This window comes from Citrobacter sp. CK181, assembly GCF_030333595.1.
In the GTDB taxonomy this organism is placed as follows: Bacteria; Pseudomonadota; Gammaproteobacteria; order Enterobacterales; family Enterobacteriaceae; genus Citrobacter_B; species Citrobacter_B koseri.
The window spans coordinates 723055-742229 of sequence record NZ_JAOWFN010000011.1; the positions used below are offsets into that span (position 1 = coordinate 723055).

The 19175-nt window shown below is 51.7% G+C and carries 17 protein-coding genes; 11 read left to right on the forward strand and 6 right to left on the reverse strand.

Annotated elements, in window-relative coordinates:
* Positions 1-8 precede the first annotated feature (8 nt).
* Positions 9-671, reverse strand: coding sequence for a winged helix-turn-helix transcriptional regulator (locus OGW17_RS07605; RefSeq protein ID WP_024130277.1), 663 nt, complete (start codon positions 669-671; stop codon positions 9-11).
* Between the two features lie 377 nt (positions 672-1048).
* Between OGW17_RS07605 and OGW17_RS07610 the strand changes: the two genes are divergently transcribed.
* From OGW17_RS07610 to OGW17_RS07635, 6 genes are read left to right on the forward strand one after another with little or no spacing between them, the layout of a single operon-like run.
* A complete protein-coding gene (locus OGW17_RS07610; RefSeq protein ID WP_024130278.1) occupies positions 1049-1579 on the forward strand; it encodes a fimbrial protein in 531 nt (176 codons plus the stop codon).
* Positions 1580-1629: 50 nt separating this feature from the next.
* Complete coding sequence (locus OGW17_RS07615) at positions 1630-2307, forward strand: fimbrial biogenesis chaperone (RefSeq protein ID WP_071258529.1); 678 nt, start codon at positions 1630-1632, stop codon at positions 2305-2307.
* A 25-nt stretch (positions 2308-2332) separates the two neighbouring features.
* Positions 2333-4819 carry a fimbria/pilus outer membrane usher protein gene (locus OGW17_RS07620; RefSeq protein WP_071258526.1) on the forward strand — a complete coding sequence of 829 codons (2487 nt, stop codon included), beginning with the start codon at positions 2333-2335 and terminating at the stop codon, positions 4817-4819.
* A 29-nt stretch (positions 4820-4848) separates the two neighbouring features.
* Positions 4849-5781 carry a fimbrial protein gene (locus OGW17_RS07625; RefSeq protein WP_071258523.1) on the forward strand — a complete coding sequence of 311 codons (933 nt, stop codon included), beginning with the start codon at positions 4849-4851 and terminating at the stop codon, positions 5779-5781.
* Positions 5782-5795: 14 nt separating this feature from the next.
* A complete protein-coding gene (locus tag OGW17_RS07630; protein ID WP_071258520.1) occupies positions 5796-6314 on the forward strand; it encodes a fimbrial protein in 519 nt (172 codons plus the stop codon).
* Positions 6315-6337: 23 nt separating this feature from the next.
* Entirely contained in the window at positions 6338-6991 is a 654-nt protein-coding gene (locus tag OGW17_RS07635) for a helix-turn-helix transcriptional regulator (protein WP_071258517.1), read from the forward strand.
* A 31-nt stretch (positions 6992-7022) separates the two neighbouring features.
* On the opposite strand, the gene OGW17_RS07640 is transcribed toward OGW17_RS07635, so the two are convergent.
* Positions 7023-7925, reverse strand: coding sequence for a LysR family transcriptional regulator (locus OGW17_RS07640; RefSeq protein WP_024130280.1), 903 nt, complete (start codon positions 7923-7925; stop codon positions 7023-7025).
* Between the two features lie 201 nt (positions 7926-8126).
* Positions 8127-10415, reverse strand: a complete 2289-nt coding sequence (locus OGW17_RS07645; protein WP_012132117.1) for an FdhF/YdeP family oxidoreductase — start codon at positions 10413-10415, stop codon at positions 8127-8129.
* Between the two features lie 561 nt (positions 10416-10976).
* Here OGW17_RS07645 and OGW17_RS07650 point away from each other — a divergent pair.
* The 4 genes from OGW17_RS07650 (at position 10977) to moaA (ending at position 14628) form a co-directional block, all read left to right on the forward strand.
* Positions 10977-12383, forward strand: coding sequence for a cytochrome ubiquinol oxidase subunit I (locus OGW17_RS07650; RefSeq protein WP_047463330.1), 1407 nt, complete (start codon positions 10977-10979; stop codon positions 12381-12383).
* A 1-nt stretch (position 12384) separates the two neighbouring features.
* A complete protein-coding gene (gene cydB, locus OGW17_RS07655; protein WP_047463333.1) occupies positions 12385-13395 on the forward strand; it encodes a cytochrome d ubiquinol oxidase subunit II in 1011 nt (336 codons plus the stop codon).
* Positions 13395-13568 (forward strand): DUF2474 domain-containing protein, encoded by a 174-nt coding sequence (locus OGW17_RS07660; protein ID WP_072271878.1) that lies wholly within the window; start codon positions 13395-13397, stop codon positions 13566-13568. Before cydB ends, OGW17_RS07660 begins: the two co-directional genes overlap by 1 nt.
* A 73-nt stretch (positions 13569-13641) precedes the next feature.
* Positions 13642-14628 carry a GTP 3',8-cyclase MoaA gene (moaA, locus tag OGW17_RS07665; protein WP_071258514.1) on the forward strand — a complete coding sequence of 329 codons (987 nt, stop codon included), beginning with the start codon at positions 13642-13644 and terminating at the stop codon, positions 14626-14628.
* Between the two features lie 12 nt (positions 14629-14640).
* On the opposite strand, the gene OGW17_RS07670 is transcribed toward moaA, so the two are convergent.
* On the reverse strand, positions 14641-15558 hold the full coding sequence (locus OGW17_RS07670; protein WP_024130281.1) for a bestrophin family protein: 918 nt from the start codon (positions 15556-15558) through the stop codon (positions 14641-14643).
* 325 nt (positions 15559-15883) lie between these two features.
* On the opposite strand from OGW17_RS07670, the gene OGW17_RS07675 reads away from it, so the two are divergent.
* Positions 15884-16963 carry a saccharopine dehydrogenase family protein gene (locus OGW17_RS07675; protein WP_071258511.1) on the forward strand — a complete coding sequence of 360 codons (1080 nt, stop codon included), beginning with the start codon at positions 15884-15886 and terminating at the stop codon, positions 16961-16963.
* A gap of 40 nt (positions 16964-17003) precedes the next feature.
* On the opposite strand, the gene OGW17_RS07680 is transcribed toward OGW17_RS07675, so the two are convergent.
* Together OGW17_RS07680 and OGW17_RS07685 are read right to left on the reverse strand one after the other, a co-directional pair.
* Positions 17004-17981 carry an NAD(P)H-quinone oxidoreductase gene (locus OGW17_RS07680; RefSeq protein ID WP_071258508.1) on the reverse strand — a complete coding sequence of 326 codons (978 nt, stop codon included), beginning with the start codon at positions 17979-17981 and terminating at the stop codon, positions 17004-17006.
* Positions 17982-18037: 56 nt separating this feature from the next.
* Positions 18038-18991 carry an NAD-dependent epimerase/dehydratase family protein gene (locus tag OGW17_RS07685; RefSeq protein WP_071258505.1) on the reverse strand — a complete coding sequence of 318 codons (954 nt, stop codon included), beginning with the start codon at positions 18989-18991 and terminating at the stop codon, positions 18038-18040.
* Between the last annotated feature and the right edge of the window lie 184 nt (positions 18992-19175).

Consider the following 19175-nt stretch of genomic DNA (forward strand, 5'->3'; position numbering starts at 1 on the left):
GAACATAGCTAGTATTTCAGGGGAATATTCTGCTGAATTTGCTTCAGAACACCGCGATCGGTCACGATGTAGCCGCCTTTTTTTAAATCGGCCAGTATCTTCATCACGCTGCTGCGCGACAGGAATGTTCTTGACTGAATATAATTTGCGGCAGTTATATTTTGTCTGAATTCATTAGACTCACGCATTAATTCATACAGCTGAGCGCGAATAATATCATAGGATGTCGGCGCTGAAATGCGCGTACAGTGGTCGTACACCCGACCGGCGGTGTAGATAAGCACCTTCGCCAGACTTTCCCAAAGATTCTCATTTGCTATAACGTCGTTAACTTTCTCCAGCGGAATAAAGGCGATCTCAGAGCACTCCTCACTGCGCATCAGCAAATATTCAGCATCAACCAGTTGATTGCTGAGGCCAAAAATAAAGGGGGCGACTTCTGAGTTAAGCATGAAGCCGTCCCGAGCTCTGAAAACCCCGATGGTTCCCTTCAGCAATAAATAACATTGATGTGGTCTATTATTTTCGTTGTTAATAATTTGTCTGCATTTTGTTTCTCGTGTGTTTGCGTGTGGCTTCAGGTGCGCAATCAGTTTTTCTACATGTTCAATTGGCTTCAGAGGCAGAGCCTTATACATACTTGATTCAATAGCTATTTTGGTTTCAGGCATGATCCGTCCTCCCATATAATAGTCTCTGTAATAGCGTAACGTCTTGCTTGAGCTAATAATTATGGTGACAGACTAAAAATAAGTGAATCCAGAACAAGGTGTAAAATTACACCAAAAAATCACTTGAGCAAATATGTGCATTTATATGAAAATTTAAATTAAGGAGAACTTAATTGACATCGCGCCTTGATTCAGGATTCAAACCGCTAACGTGATGCGGCCCGGAATGATGAAGGGGAAATCGCATGTTATTTATCTCCTTGTCTTTACGATGATAGCCAAAAATAAGCGTTTCCCGGCAGCCCATTTCCAGAGCAGAAAATGTATGGACATTATGTCGTAACGCGATAAATAAACAGGTGTTAAGGATAGCGATGATGAAAAAAAATATGATAGCGATGGCGCTTTCCGCTGCGGCCATTTTGTCAATATCACATGCGATAGCGTATGACGGCACGGTCAAATTTGTGGGTCAGGTTCTTGATACCGCCTGTACCGTAGATATTGGCGCCAATAATACGATGACCGTTGATATGGGAAGTGTCTATAAAACAGCGTTTACCAACGCAGGGGATGAAGCGTCAACGACCAAATTTACCTTGCGTCTGATTAACTGCCCCTCTTCCGTCACGTCCGCGCGGGTGAAATTTGATGGCGTTAATCATTCGGGTAATACCGATCTGTTGGCGCTTTCCGCCGATCCTGGTTCGGCAAGTGGGGTGGCCATTCGACTGATGACGGCAGACAGAGCGCCTTTAGGCCTTAATCAGATCAATGGCTATTCCTATTCACTGTTAGATATGGTTGACAACCAACTGGATTTCTACGCCGCCTATGTCGCTACCAGCGTGCCTGTTGTGCCGGGCGTCGTGAACGCCGTAGCAAACTTCACCGTTAACTATAACTGACGAGCATATGTTGTTGGGGGGCCGATAACCGGCCCTCTCAGAGGTTTACCATGAAAGTATTACGTGTTTGCGCCACCGCGTTGGCGCTGTTTGTTACCGGCGTTTCCAGTGTGAATGCTGGCGTTTCCATTGGCGGAACACGGGTTATTTACGATGGCGGTAAAAAAGAAGCGTCATTAAGCGTCAGTAATCCCGATAATATTCCGTATTTAATTCAGTCGTGGATCGAAACGCAAAATGACGGTAAGGGCAAAGCTCCTTTTATTATTACACCGCCGCTTTACCGGCTTGATAACGGGCAGCAAAACGTAATGCGTATTATTCGGGCAGGAAATCTGCCTGAGGATAAAGAGTCCCTGTTTTGGCTGAATATTAAATCGATACCGTCGGCCCAACGTAAAGATAATACGTTACAGATTGCGGTTAAAACACGAATAAAACTGATTTATCGGCCTGCGTTGCTGAGCAAGTCAACGCCTGAAGCGCAGCTCGGAAAGTTAAGCTGGAGCCGGAGCGGGGCGTTTATTCAGGTAAATAACCCCACGCCTTATTACGTTAATTTCAATGAAATTACCGTATCCGGTAAGAAAGTTGACAATGTAACGTTTGTGGCGCCGGGGAGTACCGCCCGTTTTGCACTGCCTTCGGGCGGAAATGGCGGAAGCGTGAAATTCAGGATTATTAATGATTACGGTGGAATCAGCGAGGAGTACAGCGGTTCTGTTTAAGTAGCGACGGGTCGGAATTACGTTAATGATGATAGCCAAATATATAATTAATCCGTATCCGGCCAGGCTTGTATTGTTTATCTCCCTGGGAATATTCAGCGTGCTGAATGAGGTTCTGGGTCGGGATTACTTTAATCCGGCGCTACTGGAGCATATATCATCCGGTAGCGAGAATATCGATCTTTCTGGTTTTGAAATGGGGGGGCAGGCACAGGGCACTTACCATGTCGATATTATCCTCAACGGGCAGTTTCTGGACACGCAGGATATCGCATTCAATAAAACACCAACGCCTTCTGGTGAGGATGCGCTTGAGCCCTGCCTGTCGGGGGAAATGTTGCAACGCTATGGCGTTAACATCGCGCAGTATCCGGGTGTGCAGGGCAAAGGGGATTGCGCCGATTTGTCCGCTATTCCACAGGCTTCAAGTGAGTTCCAGTTTTCGACGCAAAAGCTGTTGTTAAGTATTCCGCAGGCGGCGTTATCTGCCAGGGCGCGGGGGGATGTCGCGCCGGAACTCTGGGATGAGGGCATTACCGCCGCGATGCTTAACTACAGTCTGAGCGGTGATAACAGTAATAGTCAGTACGCTAATTTGCGCCCCGGAATAAATATCGGCCCGTGGCGTTTGCGCAATTACACCACCTGGCGGCGCGGCGGCCAGGGCGATGAGGACTGGGATTCGATTTATACCTATGTCCAGCGCAATATCGTCCCGCTGAAAGCGCAACTGGTGCTGGGAGACAGCGCCTCTCCTGCGGATGTTTTTGACAGTATACCGTTTCGTGGCGGCCAGCTTGCGTCAGATGACGACATGCTGCCCGATTCGCTGAAGGGGTATGCGCCCGTGGTGCGCGGTATTGCCCGCACCAATGCGCAGATCGTCATCCGGCAAAATGGCTACCAAATCTACCAAAGTTACGTGGCCCCTGGCGCGTTTGACATTACCGACATGTTCCCCACGGGAGGCGCCGGCGATCTGGAGGTCACGGTTAAAGAGGCGGATGGCAGTGAGCAGCACTTCACCGTCCCGTTCGCATCATTACCGGTGTTACAGCGTGAAGGCCGGTTCAAATATGCGTTAACCGGCGGGCGCTATCGCTCCAGCGACAGTCGTGTGGAACAAACCGATTTCGGCCAGGGAACCGCGATTTATGGTTTGCCGGGCGGTTTCACGCTTTATGGCGGCGTCCAGACTTCCCGTAACTATCGGGCGATAGCGTCCGGCGTCGGTAAAAATCTGGGAACGATTGGCGCGCTTTCTGCTGACGTAATCCAGTCATGGGCGCAACCCGCTGATGGCAGCAAGACTCAGGGGCAATCCTGGCGTGTGCGCTATAGCAAAAATAGCATCGCGACAGGAACAAACTTTTCGATTGCGGGTTACCGATATTCAACGCGCGGTTACTACGGTATGCAGGACGCTTTCGATACGTATGGCGGTAGTTCCGGGCAGATAACGAAACGACGTAACCGTATGGAAGCCAACGTCAACCAGTCCCTGGGCGCAGGCGGCGGATCGTTGGCGTTAAGCGCGGTACAGGAGGACTACTGGCATACCGGAAAACCGATGCAATCGTGGAGCGTGGGGTATCACAATGCCTGGAACGGCGTGAGCTATAGCGTCGCCTGGACGCTGAGTAAAAACGGCAGCGGCGATCGTTATGATAAAGACCAACAGCTGGCGCTGAATGTCAGCATTCCGTTGGATCGCTTTATGAGCAATACCTGGGCTAGTTATGGCATGAATGCCAGCAGCGGGAAGGGCGCGACTCATAGCACAGGGCTGAGTGGAACGGCGCTGGCTGGCAACGCGCTGAACTGGAATATTCAGCAAGGTTACGGCACGGATGACGTGGGGTATACCGGTAGTCTGAGCGCGGATTATAAGGGTACTTACGCCGATGTTAGCGGGGGTTATCGTTACGATCGCCACTCGCAGCGCGTGAATTACGCTCTCGCGGGGGGCGTGCTGGCATATGCCGATGGCGTAACGTTCTCTCAGCCTCTGGGGGAAACCAACGTGCTGATTGGCGCGCCTGGCGCATCGGGGGTCGGGATTAAAAACCAGAGCGGCGTACGAACTGATTTTCGTGGCTACACCGTTTCCGCCAATGTTTCACCGTATCGCAAAAATGATATCGGCCTGGATACGGCATCCGTTGCGGACGATGTTGAACTGGCGCTCACCAACAAAACCGTTGTGCCAACCCGTGGCGCGGTCGTGAGGGCGGACTATGTCGCTAATGTTGGGCTGCGCGTGCTGTTGACGTTGACCAGGCCCCACGGTTCGACGGTGCCGTTTGGGGCGATGGTGACATTAAAAGGCGCGCAAGAACAACAATTTATTGTCGGTGACGAGGGGCAGGTTTATTTAAGCGGCATGCCGCCGGAAGGGACGCTGAATGTGGTCTGGGGACGTGACGGCGAGCAGCGCTGCACGGCAAATTATTCATTAACCGCAGCCGAGAACTACAGCGGCGTTAGCGTGACCGGCTCTCTTTGCCGCTAAGTGGGCTGACCTCGCGTGAGAATCTGACAATGAAACGAACTTATCTCTTATTCAGTTTACTGATGCTTTTTTCAGGGTTCAGCGTTGCCGATGACTGTACCGTGAATACGACATTATTTAATACCGTCTCAATGGGGAATGTTGTCGTGCAGCGAGATGCGCCGGTAGGGGCAGAAATCGCCCGCGCCAGGGTCTCCGGGTATGCCAAATTGTTGGTCACGGCGCCTGGCGGTGCCGTCTATTGCAACGGTGCTTATGCGATCAATTACCTGTCAGCGACGCCTTCGCCGATAAATCATGTTTACAACACCAATCTGAAGGGGGTGGGAATCAGGCTATCCATTCCCGCAGGGGATTTTGTGCTGCCGTCAAATGGCGCCAGCTATATCTATAACCTCGGTAACTATGACGTGATGCTGATTAAAACAGCAACGATCCAATCGGGATATTTGACGCCGGGAGTGGTTGCACAGGGATGGTTTGGTACGCCGGATCATTCTTTTATGCAGATTTCAATGGGCGCCGATACCCAGGTGACGGCGCTCGCATGTTCGTTTTCCAGCCAGATTCTTAATTTTCAGCTCGGTGATATTAATGCCGCCGAGTTCACCGGCCAGCCCGGAGCCGTGCTGTCGCACAGCGATACGCAAAATCTGGGGCTGAACTGCGATCCGGGGGCGAATATCAATGTTGAACTGGCGGGAACGCAAAACCCTGACGCGCCGGCTGACACCAGCGTTCTGGCGCTGACCGGGCAGGGTAGCCCCGAAACGGCAGGCGGCGTGGGAGTCCAGATAGTTTATAACGATGTGCCGCTGCAACTGAATAACCGCATCGTATTGAAAAAATCCGCAGGCGGGCAGGAGACATTTCCGCTGGTGGCGCGTTATTACCAGACCAAAAGCCAGGTGAAGCCGGGCAGCGCGAATGCCACCGCCACGTTGAATATTACCTACCAATAATCCAAGGAAAAAGTATGCCTGGAAGAAAACGCTGGCTGCTGACCCTGATGCTGCTTACTGGTCAGGTATGGGGTCAGGGCGATCCGATCGCATTAAATATCAAAGGGAATGTGAAAGCCGCGCCGTGTCAGGTGAGCAGCGACAGCATCACTAAAACCGTTGATTTAACGGCGGGGAGTCCGGTATCGGCCTCATCAATGTATACCGCAGGGTCAACGACGCCGTGGGTCAGTTTTGATTTCAGCATTGAACATTGCCCGGAAGGCACAACCGGCGTGATGATTCAGTTTAACGGCAACGCTGATGACATGCATCGCGATGATATGTATCGCAATCTGGGAACCGCTACCCCTGTCGCGATACAGTTGCAGGCGGCGGACGGCCGACCGCTGGGCGACGGTCAGGTTCTGACCAGTGAAATTGTCGCACAGCGTTACACCTGGAATTTACGCGCCCGGCTCTACAGTGAACAAGGGCAGGTCTCACCGGGAACCATTGATTCGGTTGTGACGGTTTCATTGAGCTATCAGTAATTATTACCCGGAGCCGCGTATACATGAATATTGTCATCAGATGTCAGGATCGTTTTTATCAATACGGATTGCGCGCGTTACTGTGCGAAATATTTCCACCGAACCTGAATCGGACCACGCTCACCTTTAACGACTATGACCACGCAAACGCCGCCTGTGCCGATATCTTAATTCTGATGCTGCACCCCGGTGAACAGTATATTTGTCATGCTGAAATGCGATTTCGTGCGCCACGCCTGATGATTGGCCTGGTGGATAAAAAACATATTCCCGCGCGAGGAGAAATTCCCTCCTGTATAGAAAACATCGTGTTTATTCCGCTCAATGCAAGCGTCAGTAAGATCAGTAAAGTGATTAAGCAGCATTGGTTTTCTTTACAGCAGGCAAAAACGCCCCATGCCGTACACCACTGCGGACATTGCCCGCATAAGACGCTTACCGGGCAACAAAACCAGCTCGCTGCCTTTCTTTATGCGGGGATGACGTCAAAGCAGATTGCTTACAAAATGGCGATCGGTCAGAAAACGGTGCTGGCGCATCGAAACGCGTTAATGACGAAATTCCGCTTAAGAACCGATCGTGAGTTATTACTGTTTTTAAATGCGGTAAAGGAAAAAAACCGGCACAGAAACGGCATGTGCGAATCCTGCAATGATGACGATGGATGGCTTGTGTAAGCAATCCACGCAAAGGCGCGGATTGCGGGTATTACGAATGCTGTGGGTTGTGGGCGGCGTAGATGTCGCGCGCGTCCGTAAAGCAGCGCAGCGCGAGCGAAGAAACCGGCGCTTGCTTACGCATGATCAGGCCGACAGGGGCTTCAATGTTGGAATTGACGACCGGCGTAATATGGAAATTACTGTTTAAATTCTCCAGCCCATTATTGAGCGGCATAATGGCGCAACATATGCCACGCTGCACGGCCTGAATAATCTGGAATGTCGAATCGCTTTCGAAAATATGCTTAGGCGAGATTCCGGCTGATTTAAAACTCATATCCATGTGCTCTCTGTAATGCATACCTTTGGTCAGAAAACCCAGCGGGAAATTAATGAGATCGTTCCAGGAGAGGCTCTCATTTTCTATTTTAAAATGGCGCGTGTCGTGCAGCAGACCCATCCGGGTTTTCGCTAACGGGATAACATCAAACGGACTGACATCAATGTTATTCAGATAACATATTCCCAGCTCCAGCTGGTTGCTGTTTACGCCTTCGGCAATTTGCTCCGAGGTCATGGAATAGAGACTAAATTGCAGTTCCGGGTATTTGGGGGTTAATTCGCGAATAAACAGCATAGGATCGACGCTGGCGAGCGGCACCATACCCAGACGGAGCACGCCGACAACCTGTCCTTTGCAGAGCGCGGCCTCGGCCTGTAAGCCATCGTGCGCGGCCAGCAGGGATTTTGCCCATGCCAGAATACGTTCGCCTTCCGGGGTAAAGCCTTCAAAGCGTTGCCCGCGAACGATAAGCACCAGACCAAGTTCCTCCTCCAGATTGCGAATGCGCATGGAGAGGGTGGGTTGCGTGATATTACACTGCGATGCGGCCTTACCAAAGTGACGGGTCTGATCCAGCGCGATTAAATATTTGAGTTGTTTTATGTCCATCATTCATCTCTTCGGCAGACGGTCTGTTGGGGGCAAAGAAGAGGCTCCGGCAGCCGTTTGCGCTACGACATGGGTTCACATTATTGCATGAATGTATAAATTTTGTAACCGAATTGCGGCGTAACAATACCGTTTCTGCGCGTCAGTGGCTGAAAAATAAATCCCCTTATTCAGCAGAACGCCATGAATAAGGGGCGAATTTTACAGCGCGCGAATTTCTTTTGAACGCAAGGTGATATTTACCGGTACGGATTTATAAGAAGGCGTACCGCTCTCTTTATCAATATAATTGAGCGGAACCAGAACATTGGCCTCAGGATAATAGGCGCCGACAGAACCTGCCGCAATGCTGTAGGCCACGACGGTGATATCTTCCAGGCAGAGATCGCTGTCAGGCAGGGCCGTTCGGATATCGACGCGATCGCCATGTTCAAGCCCTAACTGCTCCATATCGCCTTCGTTCATAAAGATAATGTCACGACGGCCAAATACGCCGCGATAACGATCGTCCATCGCGTAAATGGTGGTGTTGTACTGATCGTGACTTCGCAGGGTAATCAGACGCAGCGTATTTTCACCTTCGCCGGTCACGTTCTCGTTAACGCCGTGGAATACGGAGAACATGGCTTTGCCCGTCGATGTCGGCCAGACGCGTTCGGTCGGCGGCAGCGGCATACGGAAACCGCCAGGCACCCGGATACGATCGTTGTAATTGTCGAAACCGGGAATGGTTTGTTCAATCAGTTCGCGGATGAGATCGTAATCAGCAACCAGCTCCATCCAGCCGATTTTGCTGTTTGTCAGCGTGGCTTTCGCCATTCCGGCAATAATGGCTGGTTCCGAACGCAATAACGGCGACGCCGGTTTCAGTTTGCCGGAGGAGGCATGCACCATCGACATAGAATCTTCTACCGTGATGGATTGTCTGCCGGTGCGCTGAATATCCAGTTCGGTGCGTCCGAGGCAGGGGAAGATGAACGTCTCTTTCCCGACCAGCAGATGCGTTCGGTTCAATTTGGTGCCGATGTGGACGCTCAAGTCCAGCCCGTGCATTGCCGGGAACCCCTGTTCGTGATCGGGCATTGCCACGGCAAAGTTACCGCCCAGGCAGATCAGCGCCCTGGCGCGCCCGTCGATCATGGCCTGCGTCGCCTGTACGGCGTCGTGTCCGTGTTTCGACGGGGGAACAAACCCGAAAACGTCGCTCAACCGTTCGAGGAATTCTGGCGCCGGTTTCTCGGTAATGCCGACGGTGCGGTTCCCCTGAACGTTGGAGTGTCCGCGAAGCGGGCAAATACCTGCGCCGGGTTTGCCAATATTGCCGCGCATTAACAGCAGGTCGGCAATCAGACGCACGTTCGCCGTCCCTTTGTTATGCTGGGTAATGCCCATGCCGTAGGTGATGATGGTGGCGTTGGACCTGGCGTAGGCTTCCGCGACTTTTTCCAGTTGCTCACGGTTTAAACCTGATTCGCGCTCAATGGATTCCCAGGAGGTTGCGGCAATATCTGCGGCAAAATCGTCAAAGCCCAGCGTATGGGCGGCGATAAACTCGCGATCCAGAACATCGCCACGCTCGGCTTCCAGCTGCAACACATGTTTGGCAATGCCTTTCAGCGCGGCGGCATCGCCGCCAGCTCTGACCTGGAAATAGGTTGAGGCGATGTCGGTTGAACTGTAGGTCGCCATTTCGATGATGCTCTGCGGGTCGGCAAAGCGTTCCAGCGCTCTTTCTCGCAGCGGGTTAAAGACGATAATCGGCACGTCGCGGCGCGCAAGCTCGTGCAGCGTCCCCATCATACGGGGATGGTTTGTCCCTGGGTTATGGCCGATGGCGATCACCAGTTCCGTCTTTTCAAAATCATCCAGCGATACGGTTCCTTTACCGATGCCAATTGAGCGCGGCAGGCCTACGCTGGTGGCTTCGTGGCACATATTGGAACAGTCGGGAAAATTGTTGCTGCCGTATTCGCGCGCAAAAAGCTGGAACAGATATGCCGCTTCGTTGGAGGCGCGACCGGACGTGTAAAATTCCACCTGTTCAGGGGAGAGGCCGCGAAGCACTTCGCCGATGCGGGCAAAGGCCTGTTCCCATTCGACAGGGCGAAATGTGTCGCTTTCTTTGTGATAGGCCAGCGGATGAGTCAGGCGACCATACCCTTCAAGTTCGAAATCTGTTTTCTTCAGCAGCGCGCTGACGGTATTTTTGGCCAGAAACGCTGGTGTGACGCGCTTGCTTGTCGCTTCCCACGTGACGGCCTTCGCACCGTTTTCGCAAAACTGAAACGTTGATTTATGTTCTTTATCCGGCCATGCGCATCCCGGGCAGTCAAAGCCGTCTGGCTGGTTTGTGCGCAACAGGGTAACGGGGGCTTCAAGCGCGTCCATTTGTGTTCGGACGGCAATGGCCGTTGCTTTTAACGCGCCCCAGCCGCCAGCAGGACCGTCATAGTGTCTGACTCCGGGAACTGAACGTCTTTTCTTATTCATATGAACTCCTGACTATTCTGGTCACATTGGCATCCTGAAATAGCTACATAACAGGTAGGGTTATTCCAGTGTATTTAACAATTACGTTTAGCGGCTGCGCGTTATATAAATAAAAGCCAGCCGGACAAATATCCATTTGAAAAGCCATTAACCTTATTTAAAAAATGGGTAATGGTGATGGTTAATAAATACAAACAGTTGTCTCTACACGGGAGATAACAGCAACATCTTTTATTATTCGTTATATAAAATTTTATATAACAGATGGTGGAACCCAGTTAATTCGCGGGGTTTGCCCGGATTATGCGGCGTCTATGCTGTCGATTTAAAGAAATTATAACAGGATTTTATCATTATCATAATAAATGTTATCTATCACTTATTAAATTTAACCTATTTGAACTTTTTGAATAATTGTTTGAGACTAATTAAACACGCCGAAAATTATTAGATTCACCTGCTCTGAAATATTCAGAAAATCGCTATTAATCAAAGAAAAAGGCTGGAAATGAAAGCGTTGTACAAAATAAATCAGTCAATGTCGACTCCGTGGGGGGAATTATGTTTGGAATAGATGCTTTTCACCTTGCGAGGATACAATTTGCCTTTACCGTATCTTTTCACATTCTTTTTCCCGCAATAACAATTGGCCTGGCAAGTTTTCTCGCCGTCCTTGAAGGGCTATGGCTCAAAACCAAAAATGAAACGTATCGCGACCTTTATCATTTTTGGTCAAAGATCTTTGCCGTCAATTTTGGGATGGGGGTGGTCTCAGGCCTGGTCATGGCTTACCAGTTCGGGACTAACTGGAGCGGCTTTTCACAATTTGCCGGAAGTATCACCGGTCCGTTGCTGACGTATGAAGTTCTGACGGCATTCTTCCTTGAGGCGGGCTTTCTGGGCGTGATGCTGTTCGGCTGGAAGCGCGTCGGGCCGGGGCTGCATTTCTTCGCGACCTGTATGGTTGCGCTGGGAACCTTGTTTTCAACGTTCTGGATCCTCTCTTCCAATAGCTGGATGCAAACGCCGCAGGGTTACGCGATTGAGAATGGCGTTGTCGTGCCGGTGGACTGGATGGCCATCGTCTTTAACCCGTCGTTCCCGTACCGTTTATTGCATATGTCCACGGCGGCGTTTCTGGCGAGCGCGTTCTTCGTCGGCGCGTCGGCGGCCTGGCATTTGCTGAAAGGAAACGACACGCCCGCGATCAGAAAGATGTTTTCGATGGCGTTGTGGATGGCGCTGTTTGTCGCACCGGTTCAGGCGGTGATTGGCGATGCGCACGGTCTCAATACGCTGGAACATCAGCCGGCGAAAATTGCGGCGATTGAAGGGCACTGGGAAAACCCGCCAGGCGAAGCCACGCCGTTGGTTCTGTTTGGCGTACCGGATATGGACGCGGAAAAAACGAAGTACAGCCTTGAAATCCCTTATCTGGGAAGCCTGATTCTGACGCACAGCCTCGACAAACAAGTGCCCGCGCTGAAGTCGTTCCCGAAAGAGGATCGCCCGAACTCAACCATCATTTTCTGGTCGTTCAGGATAATGGCGGGGCTGGGGATGCTGATGATCCTGACCGGCGTGGCGAGCGCGTGGCTGCGCTGGCGTGGCCGGTTGTATCAGTGTCGTCCTTTCCTGTGGTTCGTATTCTGCATGGGGCCATCGGGGTTAATCGCTATTCTGGCGGGCTGGTTTACCACCGAGATTGGCCGCCAGCCGTGGGTGGTCTACGGTTTGCAGCGCACGCGTGATGCTGTTTCCGCACACGGCGACATGCACATGTCCGTCAGCCTGCTGGCGTTCATCCTCGTCTATTCGTCCGTCTTTGGGGTGGGCTACCTCTACCTGGTGCGGCTGATCAAAAAGGGGCCAGTGCGCGAACATGCGCATGATATCGCTCAGGGGGGTACGCCAGCGCGTCCGTTATCGGCGGTGAGCGAACCCATGAACACACGCAGGGGAGAATAAAATGGGCATCGACCTGTCAATAATCTGGTTCGTCATCATTGTTTTCGCAACGTTGATGTACATCGTGATGGACGGCTTTGATCTGGGGATCGGCATTCTTTTTCCGTTCAATAAGAACGAGAAAGAGCGCGACATGATGATGAATACCGTGGCCCCCGTCTGGGATGGTAATGAAACCTGGATGGTGCTGGGCGGCGCGGCGTTATATGGCGCGTTTCCGTTGGCTTATGCGGTGATTGTCGATGCGCTCAGCGTGCCGCTAACCGCCATGCTGCTGGGGCTGATTTTCCGGGGTGTGGCGTTTGAATTTCGCTTTAAAGCGACGCCGGAACACCGTCCGCTTTGGGATAAAGCCTTTATCGGCGGTTCTGTGCTGGCAACCTTCAGCCAGGGCGTCGCCGTGGGAACGCTGGTTAACGGCTTGCAGGTAACCGGACGGGCGTTCAGCGGCTCGACGATGGACTGGCTGGCGCCTTTCCCGCTGTTCTGCGGCGTGGGGCTGGTGGTGGCCTATGCGTTACTGGGCTGCACCTGGCTTATCATGAAAACGGAAGGCCCGCTGCACCGAAGCATGTCGGAGAAGGCGATTATCCTGACGCTGCTGCTGCTGGCGATCATCGTCATTATCAGCCTGTGGACGCCGTTGACGCATCCGGCGATTGCTCAACGCTGGTTCAGCCTGCCAGAGATCATCTGGTTTGCGCCTGTCCCGCTGTTAGTGCTGGTTTGCTGCTGGGGAATTGTGCGTTCCGCCTATAACCGCAAAGCGAGCTATGGGCCGTTTATGCTGACCCTTGGACTGATTTTCCTGGGATTCAGCGGGCTGGGCATCAGCATCTGGCCCAATATCATTCCGCCGTCGATCTCTATCTGGCAGGCCGCGTCACCGCCGCAAAGCCAGGGCTTTATGTTGGTGGGCGGGCTACTGATTATCCCGGTGATTCTGATGTACACCTGCTGGAGTTACTACGTCTTTCGCGGAAAAATTAATCCTGATGAGGGGTATCATTAATGGCTTCACTATCAGACACAGAGCACGCTAAACCTGCGGATACCGCCCCACGCGCCTGGTGGAAAAGGGTGGGCTGGATGGTCATCATCTGGGCGGCAAGCGTTATGGCGCTGGCCGTCGTCGCATCCGGGTTTAAGCTGCTGATGCTGGCGGCGGGGATGAAAACCCACTAACACGTCTTACTTCCTTTCTCAGGCCACATCAGCGTGATGTGGCCTGCCTGTTCGTTGTCTCCCGAGGTTATCTATGCAACCGCTTATGGACTCATGGCAGCGTAAATTCACCTATTTACGTCTGTCCGTTACCGATGTGTGCAATTTTCGTTGTACCTACTGTCTGCCGGACGGGTACAAACCCGGCGGCGTGAGTAACAAGTCATTCTTGTCGGTGGATGAAGTTCGCCGCGTCACCCGCGCGTTCTCCGCGCTGGGTACGGAAAAAGTCCGTCTTACCGGCGGGGAACCCTCCTTGCGCCGCGACTTTATCGATATTATCGCGGCGGTGCGTGAAAATGCGGCGATTCGCCAGATTGCGATAACGACCAATGGCTATCGCCTGGCGCGTGATGTCGCACGCTGGCGTGAGGCCGGATTAACCGCCATCAACGTCAGCGTGGACAGTCTGGACGCTCGCCAGTTTTATGCCATCACCGGGCAGGATAAATTTCAGGAAGTGATGAACGGTATTGATGCGGCGTTTGCCGCCGGTTTTGAAAAGGTCAAAGTGAATACGGTTCTGATGCGCGATGTGAATTATCATCAACTGGACACGTTTCTGGCCTGGATTAAGCCTCGCCGCATTCAGTTGCGCTTTATCGAACTGATGGAAACGGGTGAGGGCAGCGAGCTGTTTCAACGCCATCATATTTCGGGCGTGGTGCTGCGTGATGAACTGCTGCGACGCGGCTGGGTGCGCCAGATTCGCCAGCGCAGTGATGGCCCGGCACAGGTCTTTTGCCACCCGGAATTTGCAGGCGAAATCGGCCTGATCATGCCCTATGAAAAAACGTTCTGCGCCAGTTGCAACCGGCTGCGCGTCTCTTCCATCGGCAAACTGCATTTATGTCTTTTTGGTGATGGCGGGGTCGATTTACGAGACGTGCTGCAAGACGATACGCAGCAGGATGCCCTTAAGATGCGTATTGCCGATGCGCTGACGCATAAAAAACAGACGCATTTTTTACATCAGGGGAACACCGGCATTACGCAAAACCTGTCGTACATTGGTGGATAGCGGGCAATGGACTCAGGTCAGATTGAAGTAGCGATCGGGCTGATGCGGCTCCGGCAGGGGCTGTTGCCCGGTCATCTCTTTCAGATTGCGCTCAATGGTGTTGCAAATCGCGTTAAGCGGTAAATCGTTAGCCGATGTGCCAAAGGGATCTTCAAGTTCTTCCGCCAGGGAATCCCAGGATAAAAAGGTATAGGAAATAAAAACGGACACGAATGGCGTCATGTAATGCAGGTCGCCAACCAGCGCAAAAGGAAGAAGGGTACAAAAAAGATAAACGGTTCGCTGGAGTATTAATGTATAAGCAAACGGCACCGGAGTATTTGCAATTCGTTCACAGCCGCCAATAACGTGGGCGATTTCATCTATTTTATTATCGATGAGGCCAAATGTAATATCGCTCAGCTTGCCTTGTTCACGCAATGCTGCCATTTCATCGCCGATCAATAATAATATCCGGTTGGTTTTCATCGGGCTGAACATGACCTGGGTAAGAATATGTCGGGGCAGAATTCGGTACATATCATATCCGGCGTCGGTTTTACGTAATTCATGTTTCAGGCTCCAGCAAAGGGCAATCAGATAACCTGAAATTCTTTTATGTAGCTCAACGTCATTCGGCAACAAATTTTTTAACTGACGGATGATGGAACGCTCGGCAATCAGTAAGGTTCCCCACAGTCCCCGTGCCTCAACGAAACGGCTGTAGCTGGCGCTGTTGCGAAAGCCAAGAAAGATAGCGATTGCGATCCCCAGCAGGCTAAAAGGGGCAACGGTTAAGTGGATGCCCAGTTGCTCATACCATTGATAAATGATAATTGCGATAGCTGACATGACAAGGTTTAAAAATAACCGAAATGTTATTTTTGACAATACCGAGCCATGCCAATCAAATAATCGAAAAAACCAATGTTGCTCTGGTCTGATAATCATGACTGACGATTTCTCTGAAGATGTAATGAGAAGGATTCAACGAAGGGTGAATGCGATAGAAACTATTTTAATCGTTATTTTGCCGTCTGACAATCAATGACGAATAAAAATAAGGCGGAATAAAAGTAATGGTATTGGCTTTATCATTCGCTGGTGAATTTAATCATTACGTTATACCTCCTGGCTCAGATTTGAACTGTCACCGTTACGGCGCAACCAATGTACATGCAACGTGAAGTATGACGGGTATATTGACCTTGAAGTTAACTTTAAGGTTATGCTGTGACGTAAGCCGGGCAATTTATTTATTAAAGGGGTCAATGCAATGAATGAGCAACATTCCCATCCAGAATTTCCGCGCTGGATGATCTATGGCGCGAACGGTTATACCGGAGAAATGATTGCCCGTGAGGCCGTACGGCGAGGATTCAGGCCAGTTCTGGCGGGGCGTAGGCAAGAAACGATAGACTCTCTGGCTTGCAATCTCGGGCTTGAGGCTCACGCCTTCGCCCTTGATAACCCGGCTGAACTGCTCAGACAGCTCGAAGGGTGTGCTCTGGTATTAAATTGTGCGGGGCCGTTCTCCGCTACTGCGGCGCCTTTGATGGAGGCCTGCCTGCAAACCCGAACCCATTATCTTGATATTACAGGGGAGATAGGCGTGTTCGAAGCGGCACAACTGCTGAATACCCGTGCCCGGGATGCCGGTGTTGTATTGTGCCCCGGCGTCGGGTTTGACGTTATTCCTACGGACTGCGTGGCGGCCGCCCTGAAGGAGGCCCTGCCGGATGCGATCCGCCTTAACCTGGGATTCGATTCACGCTCTGTTTTTTCTCCGGGTACGGCGAAAACGGCGATCGAGGGGCTGGCGCAGGGCGGAAAAATTCGGCGAGGAGGGAAGATCATTACCGTGCCGCTTGCTTATGAAGTTCGCCGTATTGACTTCGGCGATGGCGAGAAGGACGCGATGACAATCCCCTGGGGGGACGTGTCCACGGCGTATTACACGACAGGTATTCCAGACATTCAGGTCTTTGTGCCGGGTTCGACGCGCATGATTTCCCAGGCCCGGAGAGCAAACTACATCAGACCATTGCTGCGACTGGCATGGGTGCAGAAGCTCCTCAAGGCTTATATATCCCGAACGGTGAAAGGTCCCGGAGAAATGAAACGTGAACAGACGCCCTCTTTTGTGTGGGGAGAGGCCATCAACGCCCGTGGCGACAAAAAAACTGCCCGTATCCGTACACCGAATGGTTATACCCTGACCATTATGGGGGCGTTAGCGGTGGTTGAGCACCTGATGATGAACCGGATTGCAGGAGGGGCCTACACGCCGGCAACGTTAATGGGCGCAAATCTGATAACCCGGTTACCAGGGGCTGGCCCGCTGAGGATTGTATAATTGCTCAGGGCGGGACAGGGGATGCTCCCGCCCTTTGCGCTTATTCAAGGGTAAGGATAACTTTACCGATATGAGTTCCGGCATCCAGTAACGTATGTGCCTGACGGACATCCTCAAATTTAACTGTCTGGTGAATGACGGGTTTACACTTTCCGGCTTCGATTAAAGGCCATACTTTTTGTATGAGCTGTTGGGCGATTTCTTCCTTTTCAGCGGCGTCCCGGCTCCTCATCGTTGAACCGGTTACCACCGCTCTTTTAAGGATCAGTTCCTGGATATCGAATTCCTTAACCATCCTGCCCCCCATAAATCCAATCAGTACGAGCCGACCGTCCTTTTTAAGAAGGCGAAGGTTCTTGTTAAAATAAGCGGCGCCGACAATATCAAGAATAACATCAACGCCTTTTCCGTCGGTTCTACTGAGGATTTCTTCTTCAAAATCATGGGTTCTGTAGTTAATGATTTCCCCATATTGTTGCAGGAACGGAATTTTATCGTCACTTCCGACGGTGCTGAACGCTTTAATATTCATGGCATTACACAACGTCAGCGCGGTCGTCCCTATGCCGCTTGCGCCACCGTGGATCAAAACAACATCCTCTTTTTTCACTTTTCCTAACGAAAAAAGATTGGCCCATACCGTAAAGAATGTTTCCGGGAGCGCTGCTGCTTCTGTAAAACTTAAATTTTGTGGGACAGGCAATACCTGACCTGCCGGAACGGCGCAAAATTCTGCATATCCCCCGCCATTGGTGAGCGCACAGACGCGATCGCCAACTGAAAAGTGAGCAACGTTTTTCCCGATTGCGTGTACGATACCCGCGACTTCCAGCCCGGGAACCGGCGTAACACCCTCTGGCATGGGATATTTTCCCTCTCTCTGCATAATATCCGGGCGATTTACGCCGGCCGCTTTAACTGAGATCAGGACATCGTTCTCGCCACATTCCGGCATTTTTCCCTGGCTTACCTTCAGAACTTCAGGGCCGCCAGCTTCTGTTATCTCAATGAGTTTCATCTGATTCTACCTGTTTAATGTCAGGGGTTGATTAGCGATACTACCTGCGTGGTTGTTTATTTGTCTTTCTTTACGGTGAGTGGCGCTTTCCATTCACGGTAAAGGGTTTCCAGTCCCTGACGGTACGTTGTTATCTGAAAGTCCGGGAATCGCCGCTTAAATTTTGATGAATCAAACAGGTTATCATGTTGATAGCGGGGCAGGAGCTCCCGGAGTTCCCGTGGGCCTTTGGAAAAGATACCGGCGGCGAACAAGGCGAATTTGCTCAGGACAGACCATGACGTTTCTTTCCCGAACACGTTACAGGCCAGAGAAACAAACTGCGCATAGGTGAGCCGTTCATCGCAACAGGGCAGGTGCCACGTCTGACCGAAGGCATCAGGGGTGTTGCCAAGGCGCGCTAAAGCCCGACTGGCATCGGGAGTCCATATGAGCGTACGTAACGTGTCGTCACGTAATGGCACGCGTGGCTTTTTCCCTGCTTTAAGTCTGTCTAAAATTAAGGCATTGGTAAAACTCTGGGTTTTCCCCGGCCCATAAAACTCGGGCGCGCGCCCGATAAGCACAGGGATGTCGCCCCGGCGCATCTCCTCCAGCACTTTGTTTGCCATCAGGGCCCGAACCCGCCCTTTGCGCCCTGACGGCAGGAACAGCGTTTCCTCGGTCTGCAATCTGCTGTCCTGTGGGTACATATAAGTATTGTCAAAATAAACAAAACTTGCCCCCACTGTCCGACACGCGTTCAGCGCGTTTTGCAGCATTACCGGAAACTGCTGTTCCCAGAGGTCGGCATCCGGCGGCAGACCCGCCGCAAAATAGACAATGCGGCTTCCTTTAACCGCTTCCAGTGTCTGACGGGCATCCAGTAAATCAGCGGGCATAAGGCTATCGCTGTCATTTACCTTCTGTGGATTACGGCTTACAAGCCTCAGTTCAGCACTGTAAGAATGCGTTAACTCGCGAGCAAGTTCCCGGGCAATCTGTCCGCTTGCCCCCAGAATCGTTTGCATCTCACTTCCTCTTCGACAATTTCAGACGGGTGTCCCGGCCCATTGGCCTTTTTCAAAGTATAAGTTTAAAGTTCACTTGAAGGTCAATGGGGTGTTGCGACATTGTTTAAATGTCGTCTGGTATTGGGATACAGCGCCAGCAACGGAATGGCGCCGAAGCCGAACATCAAACGATGAAAAATAC

What these genes read in the sequence shown, in the direction of transcription:
- OGW17_RS07660 (WP_072271878.1), top strand. Translation starts at nt 13,395, where the DNA reads ATGGCTTCACTATCAGACACAGAGCACGCTAAACCTGCGGATACCGCC.
- OGW17_RS07650 (WP_047463330.1), top strand. Translation starts at nt 10,977, where the DNA reads ATGTTTGGAATAGATGCTTTTCACCTTGCGAGGATACAATTTGCCTTT.
- OGW17_RS07670 (WP_024130281.1), bottom strand. Translation starts at nt 15,558, where the DNA reads ATGATTATCAGACCAGAGCAACATTGGTTTTTTCGATTATTTGATTGG.
- cydB (WP_047463333.1), top strand. Translation starts at nt 12,385, where the DNA reads ATGGGCATCGACCTGTCAATAATCTGGTTCGTCATCATTGTTTTCGCA.
- OGW17_RS07645 (WP_012132117.1), bottom strand. Translation starts at nt 10,415, where the DNA reads ATGAATAAGAAAAGACGTTCAGTTCCCGGAGTCAGACACTATGACGGT.
- OGW17_RS07630 (WP_071258520.1), top strand. Translation starts at nt 5,796, where the DNA reads ATGCCTGGAAGAAAACGCTGGCTGCTGACCCTGATGCTGCTTACTGGT.
- OGW17_RS07615 (WP_071258529.1), top strand. Translation starts at nt 1,630, where the DNA reads ATGAAAGTATTACGTGTTTGCGCCACCGCGTTGGCGCTGTTTGTTACC.
- OGW17_RS07625 (WP_071258523.1), top strand. Translation starts at nt 4,849, where the DNA reads ATGAAACGAACTTATCTCTTATTCAGTTTACTGATGCTTTTTTCAGGG.
- OGW17_RS07680 (WP_071258508.1), bottom strand. Translation starts at nt 17,981, where the DNA reads ATGAAACTCATTGAGATAACAGAAGCTGGCGGCCCTGAAGTTCTGAAG.
- OGW17_RS07610 (WP_024130278.1), top strand. Translation starts at nt 1,049, where the DNA reads ATGAAAAAAAATATGATAGCGATGGCGCTTTCCGCTGCGGCCATTTTG.
- OGW17_RS07635 (WP_071258517.1), top strand. Translation starts at nt 6,338, where the DNA reads ATGAATATTGTCATCAGATGTCAGGATCGTTTTTATCAATACGGATTG.
- OGW17_RS07640 (WP_024130280.1), bottom strand. Translation starts at nt 7,925, where the DNA reads ATGGACATAAAACAACTCAAATATTTAATCGCGCTGGATCAGACCCGT.
- OGW17_RS07605 (WP_024130277.1), bottom strand. Translation starts at nt 671, where the DNA reads ATGCCTGAAACCAAAATAGCTATTGAATCAAGTATGTATAAGGCTCTG.
- OGW17_RS07675 (WP_071258511.1), top strand. Translation starts at nt 15,884, where the DNA reads ATGAATGAGCAACATTCCCATCCAGAATTTCCGCGCTGGATGATCTAT.
- moaA (WP_071258514.1), top strand. Translation starts at nt 13,642, where the DNA reads ATGCAACCGCTTATGGACTCATGGCAGCGTAAATTCACCTATTTACGT.
- OGW17_RS07620 (WP_071258526.1), top strand. Translation starts at nt 2,333, where the DNA reads ATGATGATAGCCAAATATATAATTAATCCGTATCCGGCCAGGCTTGTA.
- OGW17_RS07685 (WP_071258505.1), bottom strand. Translation starts at nt 18,991, where the DNA reads ATGCAAACGATTCTGGGGGCAAGCGGACAGATTGCCCGGGAACTTGCT.